Annotated in this window: 16 protein-coding genes; 9 read left to right on the top strand and 7 right to left on the bottom strand. The window is 64.6% G+C overall.

Translation table 11 applies throughout. The features are described 5' to 3' along the window. Nucleotides 1–101: 101 nt before the first annotated feature. A complete protein-coding gene (gene uvrA / locus AArc1_RS04630) occupies nucleotides 102–3,065 on the bottom strand; it encodes an excinuclease ABC subunit UvrA (RefSeq protein ID WP_117363270.1) in 2,964 nt (987 codons plus the stop codon). A 214-nt stretch (nucleotides 3,066–3,279) separates the two neighbouring features. Here uvrA and AArc1_RS04625 point away from each other — a divergent pair, with 214 nt between their 5' ends. After that, on the top strand, nucleotides 3,280–3,792 hold the full coding sequence (locus AArc1_RS04625; protein ID WP_117363269.1) for a hypothetical protein: 513 nt from the start codon (nucleotides 3,280–3,282) through the stop codon (nucleotides 3,790–3,792). Between the two features lie 68 nt (nucleotides 3,793–3,860). On the opposite strand, the gene AArc1_RS04620 is transcribed toward AArc1_RS04625, so the two are convergent. Both AArc1_RS04620 and AArc1_RS04615 read right to left on the bottom strand, forming a co-directional pair. Further along, the gene (locus AArc1_RS04620) at nucleotides 3,861–4,703 is read right to left on the bottom strand and encodes a universal stress protein (protein WP_117363268.1); all 843 of its coding nucleotides are present in this window, start codon (nucleotides 4,701–4,703) and stop codon (nucleotides 3,861–3,863) included. Nucleotides 4,704–4,727: 24 nt separating this feature from the next. Continuing rightward, on the bottom strand, nucleotides 4,728–5,864 hold the full coding sequence (locus tag AArc1_RS04615; protein WP_117363267.1) for an aminotransferase class V-fold PLP-dependent enzyme: 1,137 nt from the start codon (nucleotides 5,862–5,864) through the stop codon (nucleotides 4,728–4,730). A 165-nt stretch (nucleotides 5,865–6,029) separates the two neighbouring features. Between AArc1_RS04615 and AArc1_RS04610 the strand changes: the two genes are divergently transcribed. Beyond that, complete coding sequence (locus AArc1_RS04610) at nucleotides 6,030–6,521, top strand: chemotaxis protein CheD (RefSeq protein WP_117363266.1); 492 nt, start codon at nucleotides 6,030–6,032, stop codon at nucleotides 6,519–6,521. On the opposite strand, the gene AArc1_RS04605 is transcribed toward AArc1_RS04610, so the two are convergent. Next, nucleotides 6,518–7,720: a chemotaxis protein CheC gene (locus tag AArc1_RS04605; protein ID WP_117363265.1), complete on the bottom strand. Its 1,203-nt coding sequence runs from the start codon at nucleotides 7,718–7,720 to the stop codon at nucleotides 6,518–6,520. The genes AArc1_RS04610 and AArc1_RS04605 overlap by 4 nt on opposite strands. 256 nt (nucleotides 7,721–7,976) lie before the next feature. On the opposite strand from AArc1_RS04605, the gene AArc1_RS18925 reads away from it, so the two are divergent. Continuing rightward, entirely contained in the window at nucleotides 7,977–8,126 is a 150-nt protein-coding gene (locus tag AArc1_RS18925; protein WP_186336648.1) for a DUF7557 family protein, read from the top strand. 7 nt (nucleotides 8,127–8,133) lie between these two features. Beyond that, a complete protein-coding gene (locus AArc1_RS04600; RefSeq protein ID WP_117363264.1) occupies nucleotides 8,134–8,811 on the top strand; it encodes a triose-phosphate isomerase in 678 nt (225 codons plus the stop codon). 61 nt (nucleotides 8,812–8,872) lie between these two features. Here the strand turns inward: AArc1_RS04600 and nrfD are convergent, their stop codons facing one another. Next, nucleotides 8,873–10,216: an NrfD/PsrC family molybdoenzyme membrane anchor subunit gene (nrfD, locus tag AArc1_RS04595; protein ID WP_117363263.1), complete on the bottom strand. Its 1,344-nt coding sequence runs from the start codon at nucleotides 10,214–10,216 to the stop codon at nucleotides 8,873–8,875. A 180-nt stretch (nucleotides 10,217–10,396) separates the two neighbouring features. Further along, nucleotides 10,397–11,635, bottom strand: coding sequence for an NAD(P)/FAD-dependent oxidoreductase (locus AArc1_RS04590; RefSeq protein WP_117363262.1), 1,239 nt, complete (start codon nucleotides 11,633–11,635; stop codon nucleotides 10,397–10,399). A gap of 433 nt (nucleotides 11,636–12,068) precedes the next feature. Here AArc1_RS04590 and AArc1_RS04585 point away from each other — a divergent pair, with 433 nt between their 5' ends. Further along, nucleotides 12,069–13,334 (top strand): MFS transporter, encoded by a 1,266-nt coding sequence (locus AArc1_RS04585; RefSeq protein ID WP_117363261.1) that lies wholly within the window; start codon nucleotides 12,069–12,071, stop codon nucleotides 13,332–13,334. Nucleotides 13,335–13,406: 72 nt separating this feature from the next. Here AArc1_RS04585 and AArc1_RS04580 read toward each other — a convergent pair whose 3' ends face one another. Next, nucleotides 13,407–14,777, bottom strand: a complete 1,371-nt coding sequence (locus AArc1_RS04580) for an ABC transporter substrate-binding protein (protein ID WP_117363260.1) — start codon at nucleotides 14,775–14,777, stop codon at nucleotides 13,407–13,409. Nucleotides 14,778–14,988: 211 nt separating this feature from the next. Between AArc1_RS04580 and AArc1_RS04575 the strand changes: the two genes are divergently transcribed. The 4 genes from AArc1_RS04575 to AArc1_RS04560 all read left to right on the top strand — a co-directional run bounded on the left by AArc1_RS04575 (nucleotide 14,989) and on the right by AArc1_RS04560 (nucleotide 19,861). Beyond that, nucleotides 14,989–17,868: a methyl-accepting chemotaxis protein gene (locus AArc1_RS04575; RefSeq protein ID WP_117363259.1), complete on the top strand. Its 2,880-nt coding sequence runs from the start codon at nucleotides 14,989–14,991 to the stop codon at nucleotides 17,866–17,868. A gap of 127 nt (nucleotides 17,869–17,995) precedes the next feature. Then, nucleotides 17,996–18,883: a homoserine kinase gene (locus AArc1_RS04570; RefSeq protein ID WP_117363258.1), complete on the top strand. Its 888-nt coding sequence runs from the start codon at nucleotides 17,996–17,998 to the stop codon at nucleotides 18,881–18,883. Between the two features lie 13 nt (nucleotides 18,884–18,896). After that, entirely contained in the window at nucleotides 18,897–19,223 is a 327-nt protein-coding gene (locus AArc1_RS04565) for a hypothetical protein (protein ID WP_117363257.1), read from the top strand. A gap of 95 nt (nucleotides 19,224–19,318) precedes the next feature. Next, nucleotides 19,319–19,861 (top strand): hypothetical protein, encoded by a 543-nt coding sequence (locus AArc1_RS04560; RefSeq protein WP_133412290.1) that lies wholly within the window; start codon nucleotides 19,319–19,321, stop codon nucleotides 19,859–19,861.

The raw sequence follows: 19,861 nt of genomic DNA, 5'->3' as shown, positions 1-19,861 counted from the left end.
CCCTCCATGGGCGGGTGTCGCTCATACTGTCGGACAGAAGTCACTGAAGCGCGTTCGCCGGACGGGCGTGAAAATTCTCACGATGGCTTTGCCCGACCGTATCAGTCGTCGTCCATCGACGCCGTCACGGGCTCGACACGCTCGCCGCGTGGCCCCTCGAGGTCGACGTCGGGCAACAGGTCCCGCAGGTACTGACCGGTATGGGAGTCCTCGAGACGGGCCACCTCCTCGGGGGTGCCGGTGGCGACGATCTGTCCGCCGTGTTCGCCGCCTTCGGGGCCGAGGTCGATGACGTGGTCGGCGTTTTTCACGAGGTCGAGTTCGTGTTCGATGACGACGACCGTGTTGCCGTCGTCGGTCAGCCGGTGGAGGACGTCGATGAGTTTGCGCTCGTCTTCGTGGTGCAGCCCGGTCGTCGGCTCGTCGAGCAGGTAAAGCGTCTCGCCGGAGTCTTTCTTCCCGAGTTCTTCGGCGAGTTTGATTCGCTGAGCCTCGCCACCGGACAGCGTCGTCGAGGGCTGGCCGAGAGTCATGTAGTCGAGGCCGACGTCTTTCAGCAGTTTGAGTCGGCGGCGGATCTGGGAGTTCGACTCGAAGAAGTCGTAGGCTTCGTCGACCTCCATCTCGAGGACATCGGCGATCGTCTTGCCCTTGTAGGTGACGTCGAGCGTGGCGTCGTTGTAGCGAGCGCCGTTACACTCCTCACAGGGGACGTAGACGTCCGAAAGGAAGTTCATCTCGATCTTGACGGTACCCTGGCCGCCACACTCCTCACAGCGGCCGCCCTTGACGTTGAACGAGAACCGTCCCTTCTCGTAGCCGCGCTGTTTCGCGAGTTTGGTCTGGGCGAACAGCTCCCGGATGTAGTCGAAGACGTTGGTGTACGTGGCCGGATTCGACCGCGGTGTGCGACCGATCGGCGACTGATCGATCAACCGGACAGTCTCGATCGCATCGAGGCCCTCGAGACTGTCGTGGTCGCCCGGAATGACGCTCGTGTTGTCGTTCATCTCGCGGGCCAGTCCCTTGTAGAGAACCTCGTGCATGAGCGTCGACTTTCCGGAGCCCGAGACGCCCGTGATGGCCGTGAAACAGCCCAGTGGGATGTCGACGTCGACGTCCTCGAGGTTGTGCTGGCGGGCGCCGAGGATCGTCAGTGCGCCGTCGGGATCACGTCGCTCCTCGGGGACGGGAATCTGGCGTCGACCGGAGAGGTAGTCGCCGGTAATCGACTCTTCGCAGGCTTTGACCTCCTCGACGGGGCCGTTGACGACGACCTCGCCCCCGCGCTTGCCGGGACCGGGACCCATGTCGATGACGTTGTCAGCCCGGCGCATCGTCTCCTCGTCGTGTTCGACGACGAGCAAGGTGTTGCCCAGATCCCTGAGTTCACAGAGCGTATCGAGCAGGCGGTCGTTGTCCCGCTGGTGGAGCCCGATCGAGGGCTCGTCTAAGACGTACAGCACGCCCACGAGCCCGGAGCCGATCTGGGTTGCCAGCCGAATCCGCTGGCTCTCACCGCCCGACAGCGTCGACGCCTCGCGGTCGAGGGTGAGGTACTCGAGGCCGACCTCGCACATGAATCCGAGGCGAGCACGGATCTCCTTTAAAATCTCCTCGGCGATCACCCGCTCGCGTTCGGTGAAGTTCGCCTCGAGCGACTCGAAGTGTGCTAAGGCGTCACCGATGCTCATCGCGTTGATCTCGGTGATCGAGGTGCCGTCGACGAGCACCGCACGGCTGGCGGGTTTGAGCCGGGTCCCGTCACAGGCCGGACACTCGGTGACAGACATGTAGTCCTCGATGTGTTCGCGCGTCGACTCCGAGTCGGTCTCGAGGTACCGCCGATCGAGGTTGGGGATGACTCCCTCGAAGCGTTTGCGCTTGCGTCGCGTGCCGTTGCGGGTGCTGCGCTCGAAGGTCACCTGCTCGTTCGTCCCGTAGAGAAACGCCTGTTGAATCCGTTCGTCGAGGTCCTCGTAGGGCGTCGACAGCGAGACGTCGAAATGCGCCGCGACGGCGTCGAGGCGCGTCTGGTAGTACGAGCGGTTGTAGCTCCAGGGCTCGAAGACGTGTTTCAGTGGCTTCGAGGGGTCCTGAATCACGAGGTCCTCGTCGACCTCTTTGGTCTCGCCGAGTCCTTCACACTCCGGGCAGGCGCCATGGGGCGAGTTGAACGAAAAACTCCGGGTTTCGATCTCGGGGACGTCGATCCCACAGTGGGTACACGCGAGGTCCTTCGAGAACTCGACGACGAACCGGCCGTCGTCTTCGCGCTCGTCACCGAGGGCACCGGTTCGTCGGGCTTCCTCGCCGAGTTCTTCGGCAACCCCTTCGGGCGGGTCCGGAAGGATGAGTTTTAAGACGCCCTCCGCCTCTTCGAGTGCGGTCTCGACGCTGTCGATGATCCGCGGGCGCGATTCGGTCGAGACCTTCACGCGGTCGACGATCACGTCGATCGTGTGATCGAAGTTCTCGTCTAAGTCGGGTTTCTCGAGGGTGAGGTCGTGTTCCTCGCCGTCGACCTCGGCGCGGGAGTATCCTGCCGAGACGAGTTCGTCGAAGAGATCCTCGAAGGCACCCTTCTGGTCGCGGACGACCGGCGCAGCGAGTTTGGCTTTCGTCCCCTCGGGTAACTCGAGGATGCGCTCGACCATGTTCTGGGCGGACTGCTCGCCGACTTCACGGCCACAGTCGGGACAGTGTGGGGTTCCGACGCGGGCATAGAGGAGTCGAAGATAATCGTGGAGTTCGGTGACAGTCCCCACTGTCGAGCGGGGGTTGTTCGCGGCGTTTTTCTGGTCGATCGAGATTGCCGGTGAGAGCCCTTCGACGGTCTCGACCTGCGGTTTGTCCATCTGGCCGAGAAAGTTCCGGGCGTACGCCGAGAGGCTCTCGATGTACCGTCGTTGGCCCTCGGCATAGACGGTCTCGAACGCCAGTGAGGACTTGCCCGACCCCGAGAGGCCGGTGACGACGGTGAACGACTCACGGGGAATCGTCACGTCGAGGTCTTTGAGGTTGTGCTCTTCTGCGCCCCGTACCTCGATGGTCTCCTTGCTCATAATCTCGTGGTGGGTAGTGACGGGTTCGTCGCGCGACTCGGTGCCCGGTTCATCGTGATAGCGTCAGTGGCCCGAGCGACTTAACGGGTCTGAAAGCAGCATGACGTGGTCAGTGCTAGCACCCCATCTGGGGCGGCGTTTCTCAGGCGATCCTTCGCCGGTCGACGCCGAAACGGTCCAAAGTGACTTCGCGGGGGAGTGCGAACGTGGTCGCATGGACGAGGACACCGAGCCGACGTTGTCGGTCGACGAGTTCGTCGAGTACTGTCGGATCCAGGCCGGCCTCCTCTCCGGCCAGGTCGAACGGATGGGCGAGGAAGCCGACGAACTACTCGCCGAGGTCGACGAACGCGTCGGCGAGATCCGCAAGCGACTCGAGGAGGGCCGGACCGCCGCGACCGAGGGGCCGCCGACGGCCGAGCAACCGCCCGGTGTCGACGCCGGGAACGACGCCGATGTCGACGTGGCGGAACTCGAGGAGTTACAGTCCGACCTCGAGGAGAAACAGCTGCTCGTCGAGGCGAAGCAGGCCCGAATGGAGGCGTTCCAGAAACTGGCGGCCGGCTACGCCGACCTCGCGACGGATCTCTCCGAGGACGTCGACGATGGAACGACAGCGCTCGAGCGGATCGTCGACTTCGAGATCGACCACGACGCGCCGGCGTACTTTCCTGATCGACAGACGCTCGTCGAGGCGCTCGCAGAAGCCGACGACGAAGACGACTGACACCGGTTCGATGCTTCCGGGGATGAGCCTCCCGTAGACAGTACCGCAACCGGCGGGGTGACACACTGTTACTGGTCGGTCTCTGGAGCCCGGATCGTCAGGACCGGTGCCGGGGCCGTCCGAAGCACACGCTCGGTGGCGCTGCCCAGGAGCAGTCGATCGATCCCGCTTCGACCGTGAGTTCCCATGATGAGCAGGTCTACGTCGTGTTCGTCGGCGTACGCCCCGATCGTACGCGCGATCGAGCCGTGACGGACTGCCGTCGTGACCTCGAGGCCGACACTGGCGGCGCGGTCGGTGGCGTCGTCGACGACCGACTGGGCGTGTGTCTCGAGTCGGTCGAGTCGGAGGTCGGTTCCCTCACCGAGTTCGGCGGGCGAGACGTCGACCGACGTCACCACGTGGACGTCAGCCTCGAGGTGGTCGCCGATCGCGAGCGCGTGCTCGAGGGCGGCGTCTGCATGGACGCTTCCGTCGGTCGGCACGAGCACGGTCTCGACGGGGTAGCGTCGCCTGACGTCGGCGCTGCCCCGGACGACGAGCACCGGAACGTCGGCCTCGCGGACGACGCCCTCCGTGACGCTTCCGAGGACGAGTCGACCGATCCCGCGTCGTCCACGAGAGCCCATGACGATCGCATCGACGTCACGATCGGCTGCAAACTCGAGGATAGCCTCCCGCGGCGTCCCGGTCCGAACCGCGTCGATGATCGGTGCGTCCGCCTCGGCAGCCCACGTGCGGCCCTCCTCGAGGAGGTCCTCGACGCTGGCTTCGGGTGGGTCGTCGTCGGGATCGACGACGTGCAACACGGTGACGGTGAGGTCCTCGCGGGCCGCGATCTCGCCGGCGTACTCGAGCGCCGCGTTGGCCGGCCCGCTCCCGTCGGTCGGCACGAGGATCCGGTCGAACATGGTCGGTCTTCGCCGGCGGGACACTTAAGCGCGGTTTCCCGACGACGGCTCGTCTTCGAGCGCCTCGAGCACTGCATCGACGTCATCTTCGGTGTTGAACGCGTGTAGCGAGACGCGGACCGCCTCGGGGTAGGGCAGCGATCGGACGACGATTTCGTCCTCGGCGAGTCGCTCGACGGTCGCCTCGGGATCGTCGGCAGTGACGGTGACGAGGCCCGACTCGAACTCGCGGGGACTGAGCAGCCGCTCGTCCGTCACTCCGGCCTTGAACCGGTTCGTCAGCGACTCGATCCGACGCTCGATCCGTTCGACTCCGATGGCCTCGATCAGCTCGATCGCTTCCCGGAGGCCCGCGTAGGGCGTCGGGCTCGAGGTGCCGACTTCGAACCGTGCGGCACCGGGTGCGTAGACGTACTCGGCTGCAGTCGCGTCCTGGACGCTGCGATAGCCGATCGACGCGGGGGCGAGGCCCGACTCGACGCCCTCTCTGACGTACAGAAAGCCCGAGCCGAAGGGGCCACAGAGCCACTTGTGACCGGCACCGACGACGAAATCAGCGCCCCACTCCTCGACGTCGACGGGTACCTGTCCCGGCTCCTGGACGGCGTCGACCAACACGAGCGCGTCCTCGTCGTGGGCGACGTCGACGAGGTCCGCGATGGGGAGTCGGGTCCCGTGGCTCCAGGTGAGCGAACTCACACAGAACAGCGTGGCCTCCGATGCGACCGCTTTCACGTCCTCGAGATCCAGTCGACCCGCGGTCGTCTCGAGAACCCGGACGTCGATTCCACGCTCGCGCTCGAGACGCTGCCAGGGCAGGATGCCAGCGGCGTGCTCGAGGTCGGTGCGGACGACGACGTCCGTCTCGTCCCACGATAGCGCGCTCGCCACGCGATTGATCCCGTCGGTCGTGCTCTCCGTCAGGGCGATCTCGGTCGGTGCGGCTCCCAGAAGGTCGGCGACGGCCGTCCGGGCCTCCTCGAAGCCCTCGAGCGCTGCCGCGTACATCCCGTCGCCTCTCGGGGCATCGTACTCGTGGTGCTCGAGGGCCGCCTCACCTGCCTCGACGACGCGACGCGGGCTCGGGCCGCCCGCACCCCAGTTGCAGTAGACGCCGTTTTCGAGCGCTGGCATCTCGTCTCGTATCGCTATCGGATCCATCGATCCATTCCACGGGCTGTTAGCTGTTCGTTCTGACGGTTCGGCCGTCGAGACCGTCTTTCCGGCAACAACACTCATGACTGCAGCGTCGAAACCGGTTGACGACGACCGGGCGCGACCGGGTATCTCCGGTGAGTTCGGATCGGTCGCGCTCGAGGTGATCAGGTGGAGGGAAACGACTTCGAGGTAATACCCGTCGGCGTCGCAGAGTACGCCCTGACGACCGACGAGCGCCCGCTCCGGACCAGCGGTGTCGGCTCCTGTGTCGTCGTTGCTCTCCACGACGAGCGTGCGGGTGTCAGCGGTCTCTTACACTTCATGCTCCCGCGGGCGGAGTCGCGGTCGGCCCGCGATCCGCCAGCGAAGTACGCCGATACGGGCCTCGAGGCGATGCTCACGGAGTTCGAAGCCGCCGGCGGCAAACCCAGACGTGCGTGGGCAAAACTCGCAGGTGGCGCGAAGATGCTCGACTTCGACGCCTTCGACCGGCCGATCGGCGACCGCAACGCCGAAGCCGCACAGGAAATCCTCGAGGATCACCACATTCCTCTCAGAGGGACGGACATCGGCGGCGACGTCGGTCGCATGGTGACGTTCGATCCGGCCACTGGTGAACTGGTAGTCAAGACCGCTGGCGGAGAACGCAGACGCTATTAGAAGACGTCGCGAGGGTCTGCTCTGGTCTGTTCAGCGCGTTCGATGAGCAGTTCGTCGAGTGCCCGCTCGAGTTCGGCCGGGCGCGGAAGGGCGAATAGCTGACAGCCGACGGAGTCTATGTCGCCTGTCTCGATCGTCGAATCGAGCAAGAACGCGTAGTTCTCCTCGCGCCCGACGTCGGCGATGATCGGGCTCACGATCGAAGAGCCCATGTCGGTGACGAACGACGGCGGGGAGTGTTTGATCGACGTCTGCAAGACGTTCGCCCAGCCGTCGACGAAGCCGCTGACGACGACGTTACAGAGTTCTTCGAGTGCACCGCGTTCGATTTCGTCCCACTCCCAGTCGCGCTCGCTCGAGCCGGAGAACAGGGGGGCAACGCTCGCTCTGGCGGAGTCGGGATCAAAGAGGACGGCGAGATACCCACTCGGCGTTCCGGAGTACTGGACGACGGTGCCGACCCGCTGGTCGTCACCGACGTGGACGGGGATGTCCGTAATGGAGGTAAACGTTACCCGGTTCACCTCGACGGCCGCCTCGAGGCCGGTCATCGTGGTGATGTTCTCGGCTGCCCGCGTGGCTCCGCGTTCGGTCATCTCGCTGAACACCGCGAGTTTCTCGAGGGAGATGCCGCTATCGGCGCGACGCTCGACCAGCCGCTCGAGGGACTCGAGTTCCGGCACCAGGAGGAGCCGAAAGTCGACGTCGTCGCCGACGGTCTGGACACGACTTCGGAAGACGAGGACGTAGCCGTCGCCGTCGGTCGCCGTCTCCGGTAAGGCGTCGACGCCTGTCCCCTCGACGTACGTCGGCGGCGTGAGTTCGACTTTCGTGTCCAGGTGGTCGGCCCAGCCGCCGACGAAGCCGTTCACCATGATGTTCCCGACTTCGACGATGGCGCTTCGAGCCCGTTCGGGATCGTCCGTCGGAACGAGGCTGTTCGTGATGGCCTCGCGTCCGCTGTCGTCGAACGACAGAACCGTCTCGCCCGAGAGTGGCTCGCCAAGCGAGACGCTAACGCCAGCGAACCCGCGGTCGCCGAACGCAGCGCGCAGGTCCGATTGGGACCGCAACGAGACGTCGGTCACTTCGACGCGCGCCTCGATGCCCGTCAGCTCCGAGAGCGCCGCGGCTGCGGACTCGGCACCGTCTCTGGCGAGTTCGTTGTAGGTCTCGAGCGAGCGGATGTCGATTTCCATCGGGCTAGCCTCCAGTCACGGGGTGGACAGCTCGTGTCATGGCTCTTGCAACGGACGGTCACGTAATCTATCTTTTGGGGTCGTAAGGTGGCTGCGTGCTCGACCGAGCGCTTCGAGCAGCCGTGTGTCGACCGCCGTACGCCCTGAAAAGCACCCGGTGGGCTGCCAGCTGGTGGGTCAGCGACGACGAGTGCCCCCAGACTATTTGAGCGGCGACGACGAGAGCTTCACCGACGGATCTCCGTCAGAGTCATCCATGTCACAGACACTCGAGATCAGCGACGAACTCGCGGAGCGAATCGACAGCCACCGGGAGGACGGCGAGACACGCGAGGAGTTCGTCGAAGAACTGGTGTGCATCTTCGAGACAGAAGGCACATTCCTCCAGGAAGGCTACTCGGAGTAGCCAACGGATGAGACGTCTCTCCCCATACTTTCTGGTTAACTTCAAGAGCTACGAGGAAACGGCCGGTGATGACGGCCTGGCCTTCATCGAGACCATCGAGCGCGTGAGCGAGGCGACCGACACTCGATTCGCCGTCGCCCCACAGCTTCCCGACCTCCGGTGGATCGCCGAGCGGACTTCGCTCCCAGTGGTCGCTCAGGCTGCCATCCCGCGGAGCGATGCCGGGATGGGGGACGCGACGATCGAGGCCGTCGCCGACGCCGGCGCGGCCGCCGTCTTCGTCACGCACCCCGGCCTCGAGGTCGGCTTCGAGTCCGTCGGCCCCCGGATCGCTCGTTGTCGGGACCTCGGCCTCGAGTCGATCGTCTGGGTTTCTGACCGCGAGACGGCGCGGGCGGCGCTTTCGTTCGATCCCGACTGTCTGTTGTACGAGCGACCGTCGGACATCGCCTCGGACGATGGGATGGTTCGGACCGACCCCGAGCGGATCGAGCGGTTCGTCGAGTTCGTCTCCGACGAGAGTCCCCGGACGTCGGTGTTCGTCGGCGGCGGCGTTCGGACCGCCGAAGACGTCGAACGCGCGTTCGCCTGCGGCGTCGACGCGACGGGTGCCGCCTCCGCGGCAGTCGAGGCCACCGACAGAGAGGGCTGGCTCCGCTCGATCGCGGCGGCAGTTCCGGACTGATCGGTCACGCTCGAGCGGTCCCCATCTGATACGGAACAGAGAGCGAACGAGACCTGCACCCCTAGTCGTGCGTTTCCGGCTCCTCGTAGTCGTCGCCGTGTCCACGGAGGTGCTCGATCGCGTGCAGTTCAACCACGGGGAACACCTTGGCCACGCCGAGGAAAAACAGCGTCACCATGCCGATCGTCCCGAGAATCGAAGAGAGTTCGATCAGACTCGGCACGTATATCCCCGGCGTCGAGTAGTAGATCTCGAAGGACGGGTGCAGAAAGCCCTCGATGACGAACAGCACTTTCTCCAGCAGCGTCGCGGTGAGGACCGCCAGGCCGCTGAGGACGGCGCGTTTTTTCGTGAACAGCGCGGGTCGGATCGTCTGGGCGAAGATGTACGCCAACACGAGCGCGACCAGAGTCATCGAGACGATGTAGATTGGATGTTCGATGGTCGCGAGCCAGGCGATTTCCAGTTCGACGGGCGGGAAGAACGTCCCCGTCGTGATCTGCTGGAGCTGGAGCCAGAGAAACAACAGCGCGAAAAAGCCGAGCCACAGCGTTAGCCCGCGGAAGACGTCGTCAGTGATGATGTGTGCCCAGTTGTACGCTCGCCGGAAGGCATACGAGAGGACGATGACGCCACTGATCGCCGACGTGAGCGCGATCGTGAGAAACTGTGGCCCCTGCACCGAGCCGAACCACCGTGGATACGTCGGCAGGACGGCGAACAGCCACGGGATCACGCCGCCGTGGAGCAACAGCGGTGCCATAATGATGATCGCGAGCGCGAGCCACCAGACCATCCGCTGGACGACCTCGTCCTCGCGCTCGGTGTAGCCGATGGTCACCATCGTGTAGATCGGACCGAAGTGATCGGGCAGCTGGTCGCGCAGCCGTGAAACGTCGTATCGAAGTGTGAGTCCGAGGTAGGTCGCCGTCAGGACGAAGTACGCCGTGATGACGGTTACGTCCCACACCAGCGGTGAGTTGTGAACCGTGATGTTGTAGTGGCCGATGACGCTCGTGACCATCCGGTCCGGCCGGCCCATATGGACGATGATGAAAAAGCCAGCCGCGGAGAGTCCGGCGATCGTCAACAGCTCTGCGAGCCGGGCGACCGGCATATATCGGTCCATCCCGAGCAGGCGAACCGCCGCCGAAAGGATGATTCCGCCGTGAGCGATGCCGACCCACCAGATGAACGCCCCGATGTACATCCCCCAGGTGACACCGCCACCGGTACCCCAGTCGGAGAGTCCAGTCACGACGAGTCCCTCGTGGAGTTGGTACAGCCAGCCAACCAGGAAGATGGCAAAGGCCAGGCCAGCAACGGCGACCAGCGCGTAATACTTCGACGTCGTCTGCAGTATCGGCCGCAGGATATCGGCCTCGTTTGGCGTTTTCGTACTCATTCCAAAGCTCCCCCAACCTACCGTCGCCAATTATGTCGTATGGTAGCATGACGCTGCAAGGCGGCGTCGGTCGGGACCGACGGATGCGGCGAGCTGGCTCGAGGCGGGAGTTGACTCACAATCGTCGATAAAAGCGGCGGCCGGACGGTGACGACCGATTCGACTGAACTCGAGGGAAGGCTACTGCTCCTGTGCGGGCGCGAGGTCGTCCAGGTCGACGGACTGCTCTAGGAGGACCTCTGTCTGGTCGGCGACGACGCGCTGTTCGCGCATGAGCTGTTTGAACTTGCTCTGTGGGGAGAGATCGCCGATCAGGACACCGCCGACGATCTTGCCGTCTTTGAAGGCGATGCGACGCCACTCGGTGTCCGAATACTTGCGCTCGGCGTGTTCGTCGCCGATCGTCGGGTGGCCAAACGAGAGGAAGGGGAAGTCGAAGTGCGTGATCGAGTACGAAGAGACCCACTTGAACTCCTCCGTCTCGTCGTCGGCGGCCATGTTGACGGCAGCGACCCGGCCCTGCTCTTTTGCCGAGCCCCAGGAGCCGTTCTGGGCCTGCTCACCGAGCAGTACGTCGTAGAAGCGGGTGATGTCGCCGGCCGCGTAGACGTCCTCGACGTTCGTCTGCATGAACTCGTCGACGACGACGCCGTTGTTCTGTTCGACGTCGGTGTCCTGGAGGAATTCGGTGTTGAACGTCAGGCCGATGGCGACGCCGGCCCAGTCACATGCATAGTGATCGCCGTTCGGATCGACGGCGCCCGTCACGTAGCCATCGTCGTCGACCTCGAACCGATCGACACCGCTGTCGAAGACTGGCTCGACGCCGACGTCGCGCATCGCCTGGTGCATAATCTCCGCACCTTCGCTCGTCAGCGCGTAGCGCCACCAGCGGTCGCCGCGCATCAGGTACGTGCCCTCGACGTCCTGAGCGCCACAGATGGCGGCGAAGTCGATTCCGAGCAAGCCGGCTCCAACGATGACTGCCTGCTCGGAGTTCTCGGCGCTCTCGCGGATCCGGCGGGCGTCCTGGAACGTCCAGAAGTGGTGGATACCGTCGGCGTCGCTGTTCTCGACCGGCAGCTGGGTCGGGGTTCCGCCCGTCGCGACGAGGAGCTTGTCGTACGCGATGTCCTCGCCGTCGTAAATCCGGACGACCTTCTCGTCGGTGTCGACCGTCGTGACGTGGGTGTTGAGCGAGAGGTCGATGTCGCGATCGTCGTACCACTCCTCGTCGTGGATCGAGATCGGCGCTTCGGGAAGCTTGCCTTTCGCGTGTTCTTTGATCAGAATGCGGTTGTACAAAGGCTCCCCCTCATCGGTGATGACGGTGATGTCGGCGTCCGGGTCCTCTTCCCGGAGTGTCTCAGCAGCTGAACTGCCCGAGATCCCGTCCCCGATGATAACGTACTGAGTCATATCCGGATGGTTCGTAATCCGGGTTAAAGTCGGTTGCTATCTCGTCTATCCGCTCCCTCGAGCTGAAACGTCGAAACGTACGTCGTTCGATACCGAGGAAAGTCGACCAACGTTTCACGGCGTTACCTCCTTGCACGTCAGTTCTGTAGATTTCAAGGTTCGGCAATGGGTTTCATTAACGTGGTTGATGCTATCGTCCCTCAACCATCTGGTTCTTCCGAGTTCCCGTCCCCACTCACAGGGCTTCGGACGGCCCCTAGTAACAACTGCACCGAGTTGCACACTGATCGCCAATCCGACTGGCGAGCAGGTGCGCACTGACGTGCAGTGGCTACTATAGTCCTCGGGTGATCGACTCGTCGTGTGTGGTCGCGCTCGTTGTACCAGTGGGGCTAAGTATACGCGCCGTCGCCGTTCCAACGAGAAGACCGACATGGATTCGAACGATCGATCGATCGCTGGCTTCACGATGGCGGGCCACGGCCTCGTCCACTGGTTCGAGACCTCGATCCCGATCTTTCTGGTCGTCTGGCTCGCCGAGTTCGACGTCGGCGTCGCGTTGCTCGGCCTCGTCGTCGCACTCGGCTACGCTCCCTTCGGCCTCGGTGCGCTCCCTGCCGGCATCCTCGCGGACCGCTACGGACCGAAACGGCTCGTTTTGGCCTGTCTTGCCGGAATGAGCGGTGCCTTCCTCGTCCTCGCGGTCAGCGACTCGATCGTCACGCTCGCGTTTGCCCTCGTCCTCTGGGGTGTCGCCGCGAGCATCTACCACCCCGCCGGACTCGCACTGATCAGCACCGGTGTCGAGGACCGCGGCACCGTCTTCGCCTGGCACGGCATCGCCGGCAACGTCGGTATCGCGCTCGGCCCGTTCGTCGCCGCGACGCTGTTGATCTTCCTCGAGTGGCAGCTCGTCGCCGCGATCCTCGCCGTTCCTGGGCTTTTCGCGTTCGCGTACGGTATCACCGCCGAGTTCGATCCCACGGCGGCGGTCGAAGACGACGTCGACGCCGGCCCGTCCGAGGCGCTCTCGCTCTCCGAACTGGTCACGAACTCCCGTGCACTGTTCGCGGGCGCGTTCGGCCTCATCTTCGTCATCGTCACTTTCGAGGGACTGTACTACCGCGGGATGCTCACCTATCTCCCCGAGATCCTTCACGGGCTACCCGCAATGGACGCACTCGTCCTCCCCGACGGCCTCGAGGGGATCGAGCCGGCCGACTACATCTACGTCGGGCTGCTCGTCGTCGGAATGGCTGGCCAGTACGTCGGCGGAAAGCTGACCAACCGTCTCGAGCCCGCCCACGGCCTTGCGGGGCTGTTCGTCGTCCTTGCGGCCCTTGCCGTCGCGTTCGTCCCTGTCACGGAAATGGGACTGGGTGCGATCGTCGTCCTCTGTGGTGTCTTCGGCTTTTTCCTCTTTGCCATCCAGCCGTTCTACCAGGACGCCGTCGCCGTTTACACGCCCGCGGACACGCGCGGACTTTCCTACGGCTACACCTACCTCGGCGAGTTCGGCCTCGGGGCGGCGAGCATTGCCATTGGGGGCTACGTTCTCGGGGGATTCTCGACGGCGACGTTCTTCCTCGTGATCGCGAGCTTCGCGGTCGTCGGCACAGTTCTTTCGGCGGTGCTGGCCGTCGGTCTCGATCGGTTCGTCGGTGCGGGAAAACGCGTCGAGACGGGCACAGACGACTAACGAGTCTGGCAAGGATGCGGCGGTCGTGCGGATAGCGGGCTGTCTCAGCCGTCCGCCGGCATCGAACCTGGTTCAGATCCACTCCGGAGAGACGAACTCAGCTGTCGCGTGTTCGTCCGGCCAGACGATCTCTTGGACGCCCTCACCGTCGCGTTCTTGCCACTGGAAGTACAGCATCTCGTTCTCGTGATAGACGAAGTCGTGAGCGAACTCGTGATCCCGATCGTAGAACTCGACCGTGCCAACCGTACCGTCGAGCGACGCTTCCTCGAGCGTCTCGACCAGCGTATCCGACTCGAGGGTTCCTGCCTGCTCGACCGCCTGGGCGAACAGCCTGATTCCGTCGTAGGTGTGATAGCCGTTGTAAACCGGCGTGTCGCCGTGGGCACTCTCGTAGGCGGTGACGAACTCGTCGGTGAGTGCGCCGATCTCGCTTTCGGCCGTCGCGCTGATCTGGCCAAAGCCGTAGCGACAGGCGCCGTCGGTCTGGTCGTAGTAGGTCGGTAGCTGCATTGGGACGTGGATCCCGCCGAACGCGAACGGGTACGGCTCTGGGGTGTCGGCCGGCCGGTTGGGATGGGCCCAGTCGAGTACCGCGTCGGTTCCCGTGTGTGCCATCGTCGCGAGGACGACGTCGGCATCTGCCTCGACGACCTCGTCGTACAGTGACGAGAAGTCGTCAACCGCCGGGGGATACTGCTCCTCGAGGACGACGTCGACACCGGTATCGCCCAGCTGTTCCTGATAGACCGACCACGGGCCAGCCGTCCAGTCGTAGTCTTCGGCCAACAACGCGATCGAGTCCCAGCCGACCTCGGGGGCGATGTCCTCGAGAAAGTCCATCTGGACCTGGCCCAGGTCGTAGTCGTTTGGCGGACCAACGCGGAAGTGGTACTTGTACCGGTCGTAGTCATCGACGACGAGTCGACTGGCGTCAGCAGTCGCCGCCCCCGCCGTCAGGTGGATCGTTTCCTGTTCGGCGATGTCGTCCATAACGTTGACGAGCGAGGGGCTGTCGAAGATTCCGACCGTCACGTCAGCCCCCTCCTCGAGAACGAGTCGCTGGTACTCACGACGAGCCTCGAGTGGGTTGGCGGCGGTGTTGCCGACGACCAACTCGACGGCTTTGCCGTCGATCCCACCGTCGTCTTCGAGGTCGGCGACGGCGATCTCCGCCGACCGAACCATAGACTGGCCGACGAAGTCGCTCTCCGGGTCCGGTGCGAGCAGCCCGATGGTCACGACGTCCTCGTCCGGTTCGTCGGTCGAGCCAACGACGTCGTCGCGGACCGTGTTGTACGTGTCGACACAGCCAGCGAGCGAGAGGCCCCCGGTAACCGCTGTCGCCTGCAAGAACCGTCGACGGCCTCGAGCGCACCCCCGGCTCGAGCCGGACGAACTCGAAGCATCCGAGCCGTTCGTTCCCCGCGTAGCTTTAGTCATGGTTGTATCTCTCGGTATTTGATCTGCTTAATAATTGTGGAAAGCTAACACGACCGCTGTCGATCGACGTCCCGGTCCTGATTTCGGTTGCAGCCGTTTCCTGCCGCGCCGTGGACGTTCACCTGCATCCGACAGGTTGTTCGCTGTAATTATCGGCATTGATAATCGCGGATTACAATTTATGTGTTGACACCATTACCGTTCGGTATCCATGGACATCGCCCGACGACTGGTACCGGCAGCGATCAGACGCAGGTACGCGGTCAAGTTCGGAATCGCGCTCTTGATACTCGGTCTGTCGGTCGGTTTGATCGGCTTCGTCGCGACGGCCGAACTCACGAGTGGGGTCGAAGATCGTGTCGAGAACGACCAGACGGCGTTCGCCAGCCAGGAAGCACAGGGACTGCAGATGTGGACCGAACAGAACGAACGGACCATCAGCGTCATGGCCCACTCTGATGCCGTCGCGAGCGACGACCCAGCGGTCGTTGAGGATCGACTGCTCGAGTGGGAAGAGCACCTTGCCGACGATACGTTCACGATCAGTTACGTCGATCTCGAGGGCGAAACGGTGCTCTCGAGTACCGACGCCGCCCTCCGCGACGGAACGCTCGGCGATCTCGACGGTGTCGACGAAGCGGCGTACGACGAGGCGACAGCGGACGTTCCCTGGACATCGTCTCCGTACGTCACAGAGGGTGAACTCGGCGAAGAGGCCGCCGTGATCACTTACGTCCAGACCGTTCCCGACGCCGAAGACCGAGCGATCGTTTACACGGCCGAACTCGAGGCACACGACCTCGAGGCGGCCGGGGACGTGACGACGGTCGTCGTCGACGGCGACGACGAGATCGTCCTCGACAACGCCGGCTACCTCGACGAGTACGAGACGCTCGGCCTCGAGTACGACGACACGCCGATCGTCGCTGCCGCCCGAACCGAGGGAGCAACGACCCAACAACTGTCGGCCGGAACCGCGAGCGTCCTCGATACCTACGAGTTCCCCTCGGAGGAGTACGTCGTGAGCGCTGCGCGCGTCTACGGCACCGACTGGGTCGTGCTGACACACGAACCCGAGAGCCAGGCGTTCGGGTTCGTCCACACCGTCAACGAGTGGGGGCACTACGCCACGGCCGCCGGGGTCGTCCTGATCGGCCTCATCGGGGCCGTCCTCGGGCGCAACACGGCAGTCTCGATCGACCGACTCACCCACAAAGCCGGCGAAATGGAGGAGGGGAATCTCGAGGTCGACCTCGAGACCAACCGGATCGACAACATCGGGCGACTGTACGACGGCTTCGACTCGATGCGCGTTGCCCTCCGCCAACAGATCGAAGAAGCAGAAGCCGCCCGTGAGGAGGCCGAACGCGAACGCGAGCGTATCGCGGAGATCAACGACCAGCTCGAACGGACGGCCGACGAGTACAGCGACGTGATGGAGGCCGCTGCCGACGGTGACCTGACCGCCCGGATGGACGCCGACGGCGAGAACGAGGCGATGGACGCGATCGCCGCCGAGTTCAACGCCATGCTCGAGGAGATCGAACGGACGGTCGCGGAGCTGAACTCGTTCGCGACCGACGTCGCGACCGCCTCGGAGCAGGTGACCGCCTCGAGCGAGGAGGTCCAGTCGGCCTCCGAACAGGTGACCGAGTCGATTCAGGAGATTTCCGACGGCGCGGAACATCAGAACCAGTCGCTGCAGTCGGTCAACCAGGAGATGAGCGGCCTCTCGACGACCACCGAAGAGATCGCGGCCTCCTCGAACGAGGTCGCAGATATCGCTTCACGGACGGTCGACACCGGAAAGGAAGGCCAGGAGGCCGCCCAGGAGGCGATTAAAGCGATGGAGCGGGTCGGGAGCGAAGCCGAAGACGCGGTCGCCGAGATGCGCCGTCTCGAATCGGAAGTCCAGCAGATCGACGAACTGATCGCGACGATCTCCGAGATCGCCCGCCAGACGAATATGCTCGCACTGAACGCCAACATCGAGGCCTCCCGATCGGCCAGCGGTGACGACGAGGAAGGGTTTGCGGTCGTCGCCCAGGAGGTCAAAGCGCTCTCCGAGGACGTCGCGAACGCGGCCGACGAGGCCGAACACCGTCTCGAGGCGATCCGTGAACGGACCGAACAGTCGACCGGCGAGGTCGAGGGTACGAGCGCGGACATCGACGACGCGGGCGATCGAGTCCAGGAGGCCGTCGAGGCGCTCGAGGAGATCACCGACCTCGCACACAAGACGAACGTCGGCGTCCAGGAGATCTCGGCTGCGACGGAAGAACAGGCGGCCTCAACCCAGGAGGTCGTCGCGATGGTCGACGATGCGTCGACGGTCTCCGAAGAGACCACTTCGGAAGCCGAGAACGTCGCCGCAGCAGCCGAAGAACAGACGAGCGCGCTGACGCAAGTCACCAAGGCGGCGTCGGATCTCTCGTCGCAATCGACCCAGCTTTCCGACGGCCTCGATCGGTTCGAGACTGACGTGGATGGAACATCGGTGCGGGAGTCGGTCGAAGTCTCGACCGACCTCGAGTCCGTGTCGACCGACCTCGAGGCAGACGAGCCCGCCGATCCAACCGACCCGCTCGAGATGGGCGAGCCCGCCGACCCAGCCGAGTCGCCGTCCGAAGGCGGAATCACGTTCGAGTCCGGCGACTCCGGGTCGGAAGACGGGCCGAGTGACTCACTCGGGACGGACCCACTCGCGACCGAGCCGTCCGCGGCCGATTATGACGCAGCCGAATCGACGTGGGCAGCGGAGGTGGCCAATGAGGGGTCGGCGGCCGAAACCGACGAGTCAGTCGATCCGCTGGCGCCCGATCCCGTCGACCCGCTCGTAGAGGAGGCGGCTGATTCGGACGACGCTGGGGCCGCCGCGGACCCGCTCGCCGAGCCGACAGCCGTCGACGACGGGACCGACGAGTTTGTCGATCCGCTCGAGGGAGCCGACGACCTCGAAGGCGACGAGAGTGCGCCTGCCGACGACGAACAGGTCAAAGACAACGAACAGGTCAAAGACAACGAACAGGTCGAGGACGACGAGACCGCTGGGACCAGCTTTACGTTCGGCGAGGACTCGGTCGACGAGTAACGCCGGAGACCAGCCGGTGGTCATCCGCTGTCACGTCAGAAGTGGTGTCGAGTGTGGGCGGATCCGGTTCGCTGTCGCGCCGTCGTCGTTCGCTACCTTTTTGGCTGCACTGTAGCAAGCAATCTTCATGCTTACCGTTCGGGCCCCGGCGACGAGCGCGAACCTCGGGAGCGGCTTCGACGTCTTCGGTGTCGCTCTCGGGACGCCGGCCGACGTCGTCCGGGTCGAACGCGCCCCGGAGACGGAAATTTCGGTCACGGGGGTCGGCAGCCAGTACATCCCCGAAGACCCAGCCAAGAACACCGTCGGTGCGGTCGCGGAGGCGTTAGACGCCCCCGCCCGAATCTGCATCGACAAGGGTGTCCGGCCTTCCTCGGGACTTGGCTCGTCGGCCGCCAGCGCAGCCGGGGCTGCTGTTGCGCTCAACGAACTGTACGACCGCGGACTCTCCCGCGAAGAACTCGTGCCGATCGCCGCCGAAGGCGAGGCGCTCGTCTCTGGCGAAGCCCACGCTGACAACGTCGCCCCGTCACTTCTGGGTGGGTTCACGATCGTCGCCGACGGCGTCGTTACCCAGGTCGACGCCTCGATCCCCGTCGTGGCCTGTCTCCCCGAGACGACCGTCTCGACGCGAGACGCACGCCAGGTCGTCCCCGACCGCGCCTCACTCTCGGACGTCGTCGACACCGTCGGCAACGCCGCGACGCTCGCCGTCGGGATGACCCGTAACGATCCGGAACTCGTCGGCCGCGGGATGGAAGACGCCATCGTCACGCCCGAGCGAACCGCCCTCATCGACGGCTACGACCGCGTCCGCGAGGCCGCCCTCGAGGCCGGTGCCACCGGCGTCACCGTCAGCGGTGCCGGTCCGGGCATCCTCGCGGTCTGTTATCCCTCGAGCCAGCGCGCCGTCGCCGGCGCGATGATCGACGCCTTCGACGCCGTCGGTATCGAGAGTCGGGCCTACCAGACGACCGTCGGGGAGGGAGCGACGTGTTATCACTCCCAGCCGTAGCGGCCAGATACCGATGGGATCCCGTCGCGACGCGGCACTCGCCGTAATCGTCCTGGCTGTCGCCGTCGTCGCCGTCGTGTTCGTCGAGGCGTCGCTCTCGATAGCCGCTGGCGTCGCGGGCGGCGTCGGCACCCTGGTGTTCGAGGCCGTCGCGACTCGAGAGCGTGCCCTCGTCCGACGCTACTGGGACCGGTCGCTCGTCCAGGCCGCCGCCATCGCCTTTTCACTGGTGGGTATCGCCGTCGGGGCGCTCGTCGCTCCATCGATCGTTCTCTCGTTCGTGATTGGCGCGCTGGTGGCGTATCTCGGCTTTCTGTTCGTCGTCACTTTCGTCGGGTGAACACCGTGGCCGAGACTCGAGTGCGTCCCTCGTTTCAGCGCTCGAGTCACGTCATCCTCCAGAAAACACTTGTGTTCGACGGAACGATCGACCGTATGAATCGTCGTGCCGTCCTGTCGACGCTCGTGGCGTCGGCCAGCGTGAGCGTTGCCGGCTGTGCCGTGCCGTCTCAGTCGACGGACGACCCGGCCGATCTGGAGCCGGCGGGCGAACGGGGCGTCTCCGTCACGGAGTACGATCCCGACGACGGCGACGTCTCGGTTCACCTGTACGAGACGACGTGGGATCTCGAGGTCGCAGACGACGTGACTGCGGCCGACGCGGTTCGAATCGGGTCCTCGGACGACAGTCACGAGGTCGTCATTCTGGCAGCCTCACCGATCGACGTGACGCTCACCGTCCTCGATTCCGCTGGCGAGGGGCTCTACGAAATGACCGCCGAGCTGTCGCCCGCGGCGTACGCACTGTTTCGACTCGAGGCGCCGGACGCCTACACGGTCGAGGTCGTGGCCGACTCGAGCGACGGAGCCGTCGCGGTCGACCCCGAGTGGATCGACTGCAATCGGTCGACCCAGGCCGTGTTGGTCACGGACGACACCGTCGACGAGACGATGGAATCCGAACTCGTCGACTGCTAA

Origin of the sequence: Natrarchaeobaculum sulfurireducens (assembly GCF_003430825.1) — an archaeon.
Lineage (GTDB): Archaea > Halobacteriota > Halobacteria > Halobacteriales > Natrialbaceae > Natrarchaeobaculum > Natrarchaeobaculum sulfurireducens.
This window is presented reverse-complemented; position numbering and strand designations above follow the sequence as displayed.

Coding starts and splice junctions, on each gene's coding strand:
- uvrA (WP_117363270.1), bottom strand. CDS start 3,065: ATGAGCAAGGAGACCATCGAGGTACGGGGCGCAGAAGAGCACAACCTC.
- AArc1_RS04625 (WP_117363269.1), top strand. CDS start 3,280: ATGGACGAGGACACCGAGCCGACGTTGTCGGTCGACGAGTTCGTCGAG.
- AArc1_RS04620 (WP_117363268.1), bottom strand. CDS start 4,703: ATGTTCGACCGGATCCTCGTGCCGACCGACGGGAGCGGGCCGGCCAAC.
- AArc1_RS04615 (WP_117363267.1), bottom strand. CDS start 5,864: ATGGATCCGATAGCGATACGAGACGAGATGCCAGCGCTCGAAAACGGC.
- AArc1_RS04605 (WP_117363265.1), bottom strand. CDS start 7,720: ATGGAAATCGACATCCGCTCGCTCGAGACCTACAACGAACTCGCCAGA.
- AArc1_RS18925 (WP_186336648.1), top strand. CDS start 7,977: ATGTCACAGACACTCGAGATCAGCGACGAACTCGCGGAGCGAATCGAC.
- AArc1_RS04600 (WP_117363264.1), top strand. CDS start 8,134: ATGAGACGTCTCTCCCCATACTTTCTGGTTAACTTCAAGAGCTACGAG.
- nrfD (WP_117363263.1), bottom strand. CDS start 10,216: ATGAGTACGAAAACGCCAAACGAGGCCGATATCCTGCGGCCGATACTG.
- AArc1_RS04590 (WP_117363262.1), bottom strand. CDS start 11,635: ATGACTCAGTACGTTATCATCGGGGACGGGATCTCGGGCAGTTCAGCT.
- AArc1_RS04585 (WP_117363261.1), top strand. CDS start 12,069: ATGGATTCGAACGATCGATCGATCGCTGGCTTCACGATGGCGGGCCAC.
- AArc1_RS04580 (WP_117363260.1), bottom strand. CDS start 14,777: ATGACTAAAGCTACGCGGGGAACGAACGGCTCGGATGCTTCGAGTTCG.
- AArc1_RS04575 (WP_117363259.1), top strand. CDS start 14,989: ATGGACATCGCCCGACGACTGGTACCGGCAGCGATCAGACGCAGGTAC.
- AArc1_RS04570 (WP_117363258.1), top strand. CDS start 17,996: ATGCTTACCGTTCGGGCCCCGGCGACGAGCGCGAACCTCGGGAGCGGC.
- AArc1_RS04565 (WP_117363257.1), top strand. CDS start 18,897: ATGGGATCCCGTCGCGACGCGGCACTCGCCGTAATCGTCCTGGCTGTC.
- AArc1_RS04560 (WP_133412290.1), top strand. CDS start 19,319: ATGAATCGTCGTGCCGTCCTGTCGACGCTCGTGGCGTCGGCCAGCGTG.